This window comes from Entomohabitans teleogrylli, from assembly GCF_001484765.1.
GTDB lineage: Bacteria > Pseudomonadota > Gammaproteobacteria > Enterobacterales > Enterobacteriaceae > Entomohabitans > Entomohabitans teleogrylli.
Map to the genome: position 1 here is coordinate 25,179 of NZ_LLXO01000040.1, position 11,311 is coordinate 36,489.

General features: G+C 57.5%; 11 protein-coding genes and 1 other annotated feature. Of the genes, 3 read left to right on the top strand and 8 right to left on the bottom strand.

Going from position 1 to position 11,311, the window contains the following annotated elements; genetic code table 11:
* Positions 1–204 precede the first annotated feature (204 nt).
* Positions 205–1,617 (top strand): NADP-dependent phosphogluconate dehydrogenase, encoded by a 1,413-nt coding sequence (gene gndA / locus AQ981_RS23380; RefSeq protein ID WP_058914171.1) that lies wholly within the window; start codon positions 205–207, stop codon positions 1,615–1,617.
* A 64-nt stretch (positions 1,618–1,681) separates the two neighbouring features.
* Here gndA and hisIE read toward each other — a convergent pair whose 3' ends face one another.
* The 8 genes from hisIE to hisG are packed head-to-tail and all read right to left on the bottom strand — an operon-like array spanning position 1,682 to position 8,726.
* On the bottom strand, positions 1,682–2,293 hold the full coding sequence (gene hisIE, locus AQ981_RS23385) for a bifunctional phosphoribosyl-AMP cyclohydrolase/phosphoribosyl-ATP diphosphatase HisIE (protein ID WP_058914172.1): 612 nt from the start codon (positions 2,291–2,293) through the stop codon (positions 1,682–1,684).
* Positions 2,287–3,063: an imidazole glycerol phosphate synthase subunit HisF gene (gene hisF, locus AQ981_RS23390; RefSeq protein ID WP_058914173.1), complete on the bottom strand. Its 777-nt coding sequence runs from the start codon at positions 3,061–3,063 to the stop codon at positions 2,287–2,289. Before hisF ends, hisIE begins: the two co-directional genes overlap by 7 nt.
* On the bottom strand, positions 3,045–3,782 hold the full coding sequence (gene hisA, locus AQ981_RS23395) for a 1-(5-phosphoribosyl)-5-[(5-phosphoribosylamino)methylideneamino]imidazole-4-carboxamide isomerase (protein ID WP_058914174.1): 738 nt from the start codon (positions 3,780–3,782) through the stop codon (positions 3,045–3,047). Before hisA ends, hisF begins: the two co-directional genes overlap by 19 nt.
* A complete protein-coding gene (hisH, locus tag AQ981_RS23400) occupies positions 3,782–4,372 on the bottom strand; it encodes an imidazole glycerol phosphate synthase subunit HisH (protein ID WP_058914175.1) in 591 nt (196 codons plus the stop codon). Before hisH ends, hisA begins: the two co-directional genes overlap by 1 nt.
* Positions 4,372–5,439: a bifunctional histidinol-phosphatase/imidazoleglycerol-phosphate dehydratase HisB gene (gene hisB, locus AQ981_RS23405; protein WP_058914176.1), complete on the bottom strand. Its 1,068-nt coding sequence runs from the start codon at positions 5,437–5,439 to the stop codon at positions 4,372–4,374. The genes hisH and hisB overlap by 1 nt, the downstream gene beginning before the upstream one ends.
* Positions 5,436–6,518 (bottom strand): histidinol-phosphate transaminase, encoded by a 1,083-nt coding sequence (hisC, locus tag AQ981_RS23410; RefSeq protein WP_058914177.1) that lies wholly within the window; start codon positions 6,516–6,518, stop codon positions 5,436–5,438. Before hisC ends, hisB begins: the two co-directional genes overlap by 4 nt.
* Positions 6,515–7,822, bottom strand: a complete 1,308-nt coding sequence (gene hisD / locus AQ981_RS23415; RefSeq protein WP_058914178.1) for a histidinol dehydrogenase — start codon at positions 7,820–7,822, stop codon at positions 6,515–6,517. The genes hisC and hisD overlap by 4 nt, the downstream gene beginning before the upstream one ends.
* A 4-nt stretch (positions 7,823–7,826) precedes the next feature.
* Positions 7,827–8,726 carry an ATP phosphoribosyltransferase gene (gene hisG, locus AQ981_RS23420; protein ID WP_058914179.1) on the bottom strand — a complete coding sequence of 300 codons (900 nt, stop codon included), beginning with the start codon at positions 8,724–8,726 and terminating at the stop codon, positions 7,827–7,829.
* Between the two features lie 35 nt (positions 8,727–8,761).
* Positions 8,762–8,884, bottom strand: a sequence feature (His leader region).
* Between the two features lie 225 nt (positions 8,885–9,109).
* Here hisG and AQ981_RS23425 point away from each other — a divergent pair.
* Positions 9,110–9,934: an SDR family oxidoreductase gene (locus AQ981_RS23425; RefSeq protein ID WP_058914180.1), complete on the top strand. Its 825-nt coding sequence runs from the start codon at positions 9,110–9,112 to the stop codon at positions 9,932–9,934.
* Between the two features lie 257 nt (positions 9,935–10,191).
* Positions 10,192–10,653: an L-alanine exporter AlaE gene (alaE, locus tag AQ981_RS23430; protein ID WP_058914181.1), complete on the top strand. Its 462-nt coding sequence runs from the start codon at positions 10,192–10,194 to the stop codon at positions 10,651–10,653.
* Positions 10,654–11,311 lie beyond the last annotated feature (658 nt).

Below are 11,311 nucleotides of genomic sequence, written 5' to 3' on the forward strand. Positions count from 1 at the left end.
GGGGGAAGCCCTCCGCGGGGGAATACGCCGGCGGTAGCGGGCCGGACGATGGGCGATTTGTTGTTTCATGCCATGCTTTTCATGATACATGCTGTGGATTTATCAATGACTGGCACACCTGCGTTACTCTAAGTTAACATAGCGCTCAGCAACGCCCGCCGAAGTATGAGTGCGACGGGCCTCCACACCTGACAGGAGTTTGTAATGTCCAAACAACAAATCGGCGTTGTCGGTATGGCTGTGATGGGGCGCAACCTGGCGCTTAACATCGAAAGCCGTGGCTATACCGTCTCTATTTTCAACCGCTCCCGTGAAAAGACCGATGAGGTCATTGCCGAAAATCCGGGCAAAAATCTGGTGCCGCATTTCACCGTCCAGGACTTTGTTGAGTCTCTTGAGAAACCGCGCCGTATCCTGTTAATGGTTAAAGCCGGCGAAGGCACTGATAAAACCATCGAATCCCTGAAACCTTACCTTGAAAAAGGCGATATTCTGATCGATGGCGGCAATACCTTCTTCCAGGACACCATCCGTCGTAATCGCGAACTGTCGGCGCAGGGCTTTAACTTCATTGGCACCGGGGTATCCGGCGGTGAAGAAGGGGCGCTGAAGGGGCCTTCCATTATGCCTGGCGGGCAGAAAGAGGCTTATGAGCTGGTCGCGCCGATCCTCAGGCAAATTGCCGCGGTCGCGGAAGACGGCGAACCCTGCGTAACCTATATCGGTGCAGACGGCGCCGGTCACTATGTGAAGATGGTGCATAACGGCATTGAATACGGCGATATGCAACTGATTGCCGAAGCCTATTCTCTGCTTAAGCATGGTCTGAACCTGTCGAACGATGAGCTGGCGCAGACCTTCTCTGAGTGGAACACCGGGGAACTAAGCAGCTACCTGATCGACATTACTAAAGACATTTTCACCAAAAAAGATGAGCAGGGTAACTACCTGGTCGACGTGATTCTTGATGAAGCCGCCAACAAGGGCACCGGTAAGTGGACCAGCCAGAGCTCGCTGGATCTCGGTGAGCCGCTGTCGTTGATCACCGAATCGGTCTTCGCGCGCTACATCTCCTCTCTGAAAGAGCAGCGTGTTGCGGCGTCTAAAGTACTGAGCGGCCCGCAGGCCCAGCCGTTCAGCGGCGATAAAGGCGAGTTTATTGAGAAAGTGCGTCGCGCGCTGTATCTTGGCAAAATCGTCTCTTACGCTCAGGGCTTCTCGCAACTGCGCGCCGCTTCTGAAGAGTATCACTGGGATCTGCACTACGGCGAGATCGCGAAAATTTTCCGCGCTGGCTGCATTATTCGCGCCCAGTTCCTGCAGAAAATTACTGATGCCTATGCGGAAAACCCGGCGATCGCCAACCTGCTGCTGGCGCCGTACTTCAGGAAAATTGCCGACGAGTACCAGCAGGCGCTGCGCGATGTGGTTGCCTATGCGGTGCAGAACGGTATACCGACCCCGACCTTCTCGGCGGCGGTTTCTTACTACGACAGCTATCGTTCCGCGGTATTGCCTGCCAACCTGATTCAGGCACAGCGCGACTATTTCGGCGCGCATACCTATAAGCGCATTGATAAAGAAGGCGTATTCCATACCGAATGGCTGGAAGACTAATTCTGTCGTTGAGCGAATAAAAAATGCCGGCCCTGGGGCCGGCATTTTTTTCGCCTGAAGAAAGCTACTTATGGCGGCTTTTCAGGTTATTAATCACATCCTGCAGGCTCAGCCCCTGGTCCTGCAGCAGCACCAGCAGGTGGTACACCAGGTCAGAGGCTTCATTTTTCAGCTCTTCGCTATCGTGAACCGTAGCGGCTAATGCGGTTTCAACGCCTTCTTCACCCACTTTCTGGGCGATGCGTTTGGTGCCGCTGGCGTACAGCTTTGCCGTATAGGAACTGGCCGGATCCGCCGTTTTACGCGCCGCCAGCAGTTCCTCCAGTTGGTACAGGAACAGCGCCTCGTGATGCGCATCGCCGAAACAGCTGGACGTGCCGAGGTGGCAGGTCGGGCCGACCGGGCGGGCCAGCACCAGCAGGGTATCGTTATCACAGTCCGGGGTGATGCTCGCCACATTGAGGAAATGGCCGGAGCTTTCCCCTTTGGTCCACAGGCGCTGTTTGCTGCGCGAATAAAAGGTCACCTTGCCGGACGCCAGGGTTTCATCCAGCGCCGCCGGGTTCATATAGCCGAGCATCAGTACTTCGCCGGATACCGCATGCTGGACGATAGCCGGCAGCAGGCCGTCGGTTTTCTGCCAGTCCAGCTGTCCACGTTGTTGTTCAGTTAACACACTCGAATCTCCACACCCTGTTGCGCCAGATAACGCTTCAGTTCGCCAATATTAATGATTTGCTTATGGAATACCGACGCCGCCAGCGCGCCATCGACATCGGCGTCGCGGAACGCTTCAAGGAAGTGTTCCATGGTCCCGGCGCCGCCGGAAGCGATCAGCGGTACATGGCAGACTTCACGCACCTTCTGCAACTGCGCCAGATCGTAGCCGTTGCGCACGCCGTCCTGGTTCATCATGTTGAGCACGATCTCCCCGGCGCCGCGTTTCTGCACTTCCTGCACCCAGTCGAGGGTTTCCCACTGCGTCACCCGGGTACGGCTCTCATCGCCGGTATACTGATTGACGTGATACTTACCGGTCTGCTCATCAAACCAGGTATCAATCCCCACCACAATGCACTGTACCCCAAAGCGCTCTGCGAGGCGGGTAATCAGCGTCGGATCGGCCAGCGCCGGGGAGTTAATCGAGATCTTATCGGCGCCGAAAGTGAGGATCTGCGCGGCGTCGTCGGCGGATTTAATACCACCCGCGACACAGAACGGAATATCGATCACCTCAGCGACCCGCGATACCCAGCTTTTGTCCACCACCCGGCCATCGCTGGAGGCGGTAATATCGTAAAACACCAGTTCATCGGCCCCTTCTTCGGCATAGCGCTTCGCCAGCGGCACGATGTCGCCGATGATTTCATGGTTGCGGAACTGTACCCCTTTCACCACCTGACCATCGCGAACGTCGAGACAGGGAATTATCCGTTTTGCCAGCATGCGATGGCCTCCTTCACGGTAAATTTACCTTCCAGCAGCGCGCGCCCGACAATCACCCCCTGGACGCCGCTGCCGCGCAGCGCCGCGATATCCTGAAGATCGCCGATGCCGCCGGAAGACTGAAACGCCACCTGCGGATAGCGCGGGCAGACATCGCGATACAGGCTGACGTTCGAACCCTCCAGGGTGCCGTCCCGGGAAATATCGGTGCACAGCACGTGCTTCAGGCCCACCGGCAGATAGGTTTCCAGCATTGTCTCCAGGGTGACGCCGGAGTTTTCCTGCCAGCCGCTGATCGCCACGTGGCGGGTACCCTGCGCATCAATGCGTACATCCAGCGCCAGCACCAGCGCATCGGCCCCGAAACGGCGGAACCAGCCTTTTACCTGCTCCGGGTCTTTAACGGCGGTGGAGCCCACCACCACCCGGCTGGCGCCGGCTTCCAGCAGCGCGGCGACATCCTGTTCGCTGCGTACGCCGCCGCCGACCTGCACCGGTACGCTGACCCCGGCAAGCAGTTTTTTGAGCAGCGGGATCTGGCGACGCGCCGGATCTTTCGCCCCGGTCAGATCCACCAGATGTAATACCTGCGCGCCCTGGGCCTCATAGTCCTGCAGCCGCGGCAGCGGGTCGCTGCCATAGTCGCGCTGCTGGCCGTAGTCCCCCTGATGGAGGCGCACCACCTTGCCATCAATCAAATCAAGAGCCGGAATAATCATCACATCTCCAGGAAATTTTTCAGCAACTGAGCCCCGGCGGCGCCGGAGCGTTCCGGGTGGAACTGTACGCCGTAAAAGTTATCTTTCTGCACCGCGGCGCTGAACGGCTCGCCATAGTCGCAGCGGGCGATGGTCCACGGGTTAACCGGCATCGCGTAGCTGTGGACGAAATAAAAATAAGCGCCGTCATCAATGCCGCTGAACAGGCGGTTCCCGGCTTTGTGGTACACCTGGTTCCAGCCCATATGCGGCAGCGGCAGACCGAAGTCGGTCATATGCGGCACCTCCTGATCAATGATACCGAGCGTTTCCACCCCGGTATTTTCCGCGCTGCGGCTGCCCAGCAACTGCATTCCCAGGCAGATCCCCAGTACCGGCTGGGTACAGGCTTTGATAAGTTCGATCAGATCGCGTTCGCGCAGTTGATCCATCGCCGCCTGGGCGGTACCAACGCCGGGAAGAAACAGTTTCGCCGCCTGTAGCACCACGTCCGGATCGCGGCTGACCTGCGGCTGCCAGCCGAGGCGTTCCACCGCCCACTTGACCGAAGAGAGATTGGCGCAGCCGGTATCAAGTATCACGACGCTCATTACAGCACCCCTTTGGAGGAGGGAAGGGTATCGCCTTCCACGCGGATCGCCTGGCGCAGCGTACGCCCGAAGGCTTTAAACAGGCTTTCGACCCGGTGATGGTCGTTTTTGCCTTTGGTCTTCAGGTGCAGCGTCACGCCCATGGTATAGGACAGGGAGCGGAAGAAATGTTCCACCATTTCGGTACTCAGATCGCCGACCCGCTGATAGTTGAAGTCTGCTTTGTATTCGAGGTGCGGACGGCCGGAGATATCCAGCGCGCAGCGCGCCAGGCATTCGTCCATCGGCAAAACAAAGCCGAAGCGGGTAATGCCGCGCTTGTCGCCGAGCGCCAGTTTCAGCGCTTCCCCGAGCGCCAGACCGGTATCTTCCACGGTATGGTGATCGTCGATATACAGATCGCCCTTCACATCGATAGCCATACGCAGGCCGCCGTGGGTGGCTATCTGATCCAGCATGTGGTCAAAAAAACCGATACCGGTATGGATTTTGCTGCCGCCTTCGCGATCCAGCCAGACCTGGACATCGATCTGGGTTTCTCTGGTGTTGCGCTCTACGTGCGCGTAGCGATCGCGGCGGGTCAACTGTTCGCCGATCGCCGACCAGTTGAGGGTCTCACGCTGGTAGCGCAGACCGCCGATGCCCATATTCTCCGCGAGGGTGATATCCGTAGCCCGGTCGCCGATGACAAAGCTGTGGGCCTTGTCCATCATGCCGTCTTCCAGGTAGCGGGAGACCAGCGCGGTTTTCGGCTTCCGGCAGTTGCAGCCGTCTTTTCCAAAGTGCGGGCATATCAGCACCTCATCGAAGACAATCCCCTGCGAGCTGAAAATCTGCATCATCAGGCTATGGGGCGCGTCAAAATCGGCCTGCGGGAAACTGTCGGTGCCCAGCCCATCCTGGTTGGTGATCATCACCAGCCGGAAGCCGGCTTTTTGCAGTTTTAACAGCACCGGGATCACGTCGGGCTCAAGGGCCAGCTTGTCCAGGCGGTCCACCTGGAAATCGACGGGAGGTTCAGCAATTAAGGTCCCGTCACGGTCAATAAAGAGATACTTCTGGCTCATTGGGTCTCCGTGGCCGACAGGCCGGGTTGTTCCCGCAGCGCATCCAGTACGCGCTGACACTCTTCGCGGGTGCCTACAGTAATGCGCAGACAGCCGCTCAGGGAAGGTTGCTTATTCTGGTCACGTAAAATAATGCCCTGATCCCACAGCGATTTAAAGACTGCGCTGGAGGCGGTGATACGCGCCAGCACATAGTTGGTTTCGCTGGTGAAGACCTGTTCCACACAGGGTAACTGCCGGAGATCCTGCATCAGCCGGGCGCGGTTTTCGACAATCAGCGCCACCCGCTCGCGCATCGCGGCGATACCGGCCGGAGAGAGGGCCTGGGCGGCGATATCCGCGACCGGCGTGGAAAGCGGATATGGCGCGATAACTTTCAGCAACAGGTCGATCACCTCGGCGCTGGCGAGGGTAAAGCCGCAGCGCAGCCCGGCGAGGGCAAAGGCTTTCGACAGCGTGCGCAGTACCACCAGGTGCGGGTAATCGCCCAGCCAGCCAGCCAGCGTGGCCTGCGGGCAAAATTCGATATAGGCTTCATCGGCCACCACGATGGCTTTACCGCGGGTCATCTCCAGCAGAGCGCGCAGATCTTCGCGGTTAATCAACTGGCCGGTGGGATTGTTCGGGCTGCACACAAAGACCGCTTTAACCCCGTCAAGGTTTGCGGCGATGGCCGGCAGATCCAGTTGCCAGTCTTCCCGGGCCTGAACGGTACGGCATTCGACGCCGATGGTTTCAGCGCTGACGCTGTACATGCCGTAGGTTGGCGGGCAGTAGAGCACCGCGTCCTGACCCGGCTCGCAGAAGGCGCGGATCACCAGTTCGATGCCTTCGTCGGCGCCGCGGCTGACCAGTACCTGCTCCGGCTTAACGCCGGCGTAAGCGGCATAATTTTCAATAACCGCCTTCGGCTGGCACTCCGGGTAGCGGTTCAGGGTCTGCTGGGTGAGCTGAAACGCCACCGCCGTGGGAAATTCGTTGGCATTGAGCCACACATCACCGTTACCGCCGAGGCGACGGGCGGATTGATAGGGCGTCAGGGCGCGGACATTGGCGCGGGCCAGTTCTTCAATGTTCATTCCATCTCCTTAAGGGCGGCAAGGCGCAGTGTGACCGCGTTCTTGTGGGCGGTGAGCTGCTCGGCGGCGGCGAGGGTTTCAATGGTACGGGCCAGAGCGGCAAACCCGCTGGCGGACAGCTCCTGCACCGTCATACGCTTCTGGAAATCCGCCAGTCCGAGACTTGAGCAGGTCGCGGTATAGCCGTAGGTTGGCAGCACGTGGTTGGTGCCGGAAGCGTAATCGCCGGCGGATTCCGGCGACCAGTCGCCTAAAAAGACCGAACCGGCGCTGGTAATGCCATCCACCAGTTCCCGGGCGTTGCGGGTCTGGATAATCAGATGCTCCGGCCCATACTGGTTGGAGATTTCCACGCACTGCGCCAGGTCGCGCGCCACGATCAGCCGGCTGGCGGCCAGCGCCTGGCGGGCGGTATCGGCGCGCGGCAGAACGGCCAGTTGCTGTTCAACGGCCTGGGCCACGTCGGCGGCCATACGCGCATCCGGGGTTAACAGGATCACCTGGGAGTCCGGACCGTGTTCGGCCTGAGAGAGTAGATCGGAGGCGACAAACGCCGGGTTGGCGCCGCTGTCGGCGATCACCAGGACTTCTGAGGGGCCGGCGGGCATGTCGATGGCGGCGCCGTCAAGGCGCTGGCTGACCTGGCGTTTGGCTTCGGTAACGAAAGCGTTGCCCGGCCCGAAGATTTTATCCACTGACGGAATGGTGTCAGTGCCAAAGGCCAGCGCGGCGATGGCCTGAGCGCCGCCGACCTGGAAGACCTCCTGCACTCCGCACAGGCGAGCGGCGTAGAGGATTTCATCGGCGATGGGCGGCGGCGAGCACAGCACCACCTTACGGCAGCCGGCGATGCGCGCCGGGGTTGCCAGCATCAGCACCGTGGAGAACAGCGGCGCGGAGCCGCCGGGGATATACAGACCCACTGAATCCACCGGGCGGGTAACCTGCTGGCAGCGCACCCCTGGCTGGGTTTCGATGTCTACCGGCGCCAGTTGTTGGGCGCGGTGGAAAGTGTCGATATTGGCCACCGCCACAGCCATGGCGGCTTTTACCGATTCGTCGAGGCGCGCCACGGCGGCGTCGATGTCTTCCGCACAGACCTTCAGGCTGGCGACGTCCGTTTTATCAAAGCGGGCGCTGTACTCGCGCAGGGCGGCGTCGCCATTGCGTTTAACGTTATCCAGAATTTCGCTGACGGTGCGGGTAATGCTGTCCGATGCCGAAATCGCTGGCCGCATCAGTAGCTCGCGCTGTTGCTGCGCGCTGCTGTCATTCCAGTTGATGATGGTATTAAACGTCGACATGGTCTTACTCCATCATTTTTTCGATTGGCAGAACCAGGATCGAGCTGGCGCCCAGCGCTTTGAGTTTTTCCATGGTTTCCCAGAACAGGGTTTCGCTGCTCACCATGTGCATTGCCACGCGCTGACGATCGCCGGCCAGCGGCAGAATGGTGGGACGTTCAGCCCCCGGAAGCAGCGCCACCACTTCTTCCAGACGGTCGCTCGGGGCGTGCAGCATAATGTATTTGGATTCGCGGGCCTGAATCACCCCCTGAATGCGCGTCATTAGCTTATCGATGAGTTGCTGCCTGGCATCCGGCATCTCGCCGTCGCGCTGGATCAGGCAGGCTTTGGAGCGGTAAATCACTTCCACTTCGCGCAGGCCGTTGGCTTCCAGGGTGGCGCCGGTGGACACCAGATCGCAAATGGCGTCCGCCAGTCCGGCGCGGGGGGCGACTTCCACGGAGCCGTTCAGCAGGCAGGATTTGAATGAGATACCTTTCTGGTCGAGATAGCGTTTCAGCAGGTGTGGGTAAGAGGTGGCGATGCGTTTATTGCTCAGCCCGGCCGGGCCATCCCAGGGTTCGTCGACCGGGGTGGCCAGCGACAGGCGACAACCGCCGAAATCGAGGCGGCGCAGGGTGAAGTAGCGGGGATCTTCTCCCTGGGCGCGGCGGTTCAGCAACTCTTCTTCCAGCACATTCTCACCGATGATGCCCAGATCCACCACGCCGTCCATCACCAGGCCTGGGATATCGTCATCGCGCACGCGCAGGATATCGATCGGCATGTTTTCCGCCATGGCGATCAGCCGCTGGGTGTGAAGATTAATTTTGATGCCGCAGCGGGCCAGTAATTCGCGTGAATCGTCGCTCAGGCGCCCGGATTTTTGAATAGCTATGCGTAAACGAGAGTTGTCTGTCATGGTGCTTACCTTTTAATTCCTGTCTGAAACCGATAATAAAAAAGCCCCCGGAAGCGATCTTCCGGGGGCTCTCTTTAGCATTCTTACGCCACTGGAAGATCTTTTCGTCTTCCAGCACACATCGCCTGAAAGACTAGTCAGGATGATGGTGATGGTGGTGGCGGTTAATCTGAATGCTGTTCATAAAATTCTCTGATGAATGACTATTCATTGGCTGGTGTTTACCGTAAACCAGATACGGCCACCAAGGCAAGGTCTTTTTTTGATTATTCCTGAAGGTGTTATTTTCAGTATCAATTGTCAGTTTCCGCCGGCTGGCGTAGCCTTAATCCGGAGATCAGCAAAATTCCTGGAATGCGCTCTTTTCAGGAAAGGAGAAAAGCATGAAAAAGGTCGCGATTGTCGGGACGGGATGGTTAGGAATGCCGTTGGCGCTGGCGCTGATGGCGCGCGGCTGGCAGGTTACCGGCAGTAAAACAACCCTGGACGGGGTGGAAGCGGCGAGGATGTGCGGCGTTGAGAGTTATCTGCTGCAACTGCAGCCGGAACTGGTCTGCGATAGCGACGATCTGGATGCGCTACTGAATGTGGATGCGCTGGTGATTACGTTGCCGGCCCGGCGCAGCGGGGAGGGGGACAATTTTTATCTGCAGGCGGTACAGGAAATTGTCGACAGCGCGCTGGCGCACCATATTCCGCGGATTGTGTTTACCAGTTCGACTTCGGTATACGGGGAAGAGGGCGGGATGATGAAAGAGCACTCCCCGCTGCGTCCGCAGAGCCAGTGCGGGCGGGTGCTGGTGGCGCTGGAGCACTGGCTGCACGATCTGCCGGGGACGTCGGTGGATATTGTGCGCCTGGCGGGTCTGGTGGGGCCCAACCGCCATCCGGGGCGGTTCTTTGCCGGCAAAAAGGCCTCCGGCGGCAATCACGGCGTGAATCTGGTGCATCTGGAAGATGTGGTGGCGGCTATTTCTCTGTTGTTGCAGGCGCCGAAGGGCGGGCATTTATATAACTTATGCGCCCCGGGGCACCCGACCAAAGCGCAGTTTTACCCGCAGATGTCCCGTTCGCTGGGGCTGCCCGAACCGGTGTTCAGCGATGCACCCGGCGGCCGGAAAGGAAAAATCATTGACGGCAGCCGGATTTGCAACGAACTGGGATTTGAATATCAGTATCCCGATCCGCTGACTATGCCGCTGGAGTGAATCTGGCCCGCAGGGAGGGAGGCCGCCGGGAGTTAACAACGCGCCTGCGACAAAGCAGGTATAGCATAAAGTGAATAGAACATCGCTCGGGAAAGGGGAGATCGGCACAATGTAAAGCGGCTCTGGCCTGGCGCTGATAGCATTGCAATGCGAGTCCGTGCCGCCTGGTCTGAAGGTTGCTTCTGTGCCAGGGGGCATCCAATGCTACCCTTGTAGTGAAACGTCATTTTACAGCCACGCCACACAGGAAATGCAATTTGCCTCAAAGCCCGCAGCACACGAAGCGTCGGACAGCATTTTTTGCAGACACGGTTGCGTTGATCCTGTTTTTCACTACAACCGGTATCATTAATGAACGCATGATTGCCGGCATGACGTGGGAACAAGTGTTTCATGCCCGCCTTCTGGGGGCGGCCCTGATGGTGCCGGTAGCGAGACCGTACGGCATATGGCGTGATTGGGTGATGAAGCGCGCCAGTGAGAGTCGGATTTCCAGATTGCTATGGGATAGTGTCGCACTGGTTAGTTTTCAGGTGCCTGTATATGCAATGATCATTGCTTTCTGCGGCGCCACGGGAAGCGGCCTGCTGCGCGGCACTCTCGGCGCAGCCTTGATGATGCTCCTGCTGGGGCGCCCGTATGGCGCATTTCTGAACTGGGTACGCAAATTGTTTGGTTTACCGCCGGGGGGCGATAAGCCGATGTCGTTGAATGGTTGAATGGCACACTTGTGCGGGATGCTGACAATATTCAGTTCCGGCGTCAACCAGATTTTTCGGCCTTTTATCTCCAGTAAAAAGACGTGTTACATACCTGTTTCACATTATCCTAATTTTTAAACTTAGGTTTTCTCCTGAGATATTTGCAGCAATGCCGTACCCCACGCGGGAAATTAGTTCGACTATTATCGAAATTAAATATATTCAGGAATGGCCTTGTTGAATATTCCTGGGTATATTCTTCGCGAAATTTGTTTTTATCCAGGATAAAGAAAAGGGAATTTTCTTGAAAAATTCCGGAAAATATCCCATGACCCTCCTTAAGAAAATTTTTTTCCCCAAAAAAATCAATAGTTTCAATAGGAATTAACGATCAATATTTGCTGTGTGATAGTTTTTAGCTATTGTGAGTTTTATTATCGATCGGTATAAACAATTATCCAGTCTTTACCCGTCTGTTATATAAATTACCCAAAGCGTTATTTCTAAATTTTCAGGCGTAAAAGTCGGTGCAATTTTATTTTAAATTTGCATCATATAAGTGGTGATGTAATGAAATTAATTCCTGTGTGCTTTTCCGGTATATTTATATTATTACTGGCGCTCCCGGCTGGCGCTGCATTAACTATTGACCGTTCACGACTGGTGCTGAATGAAG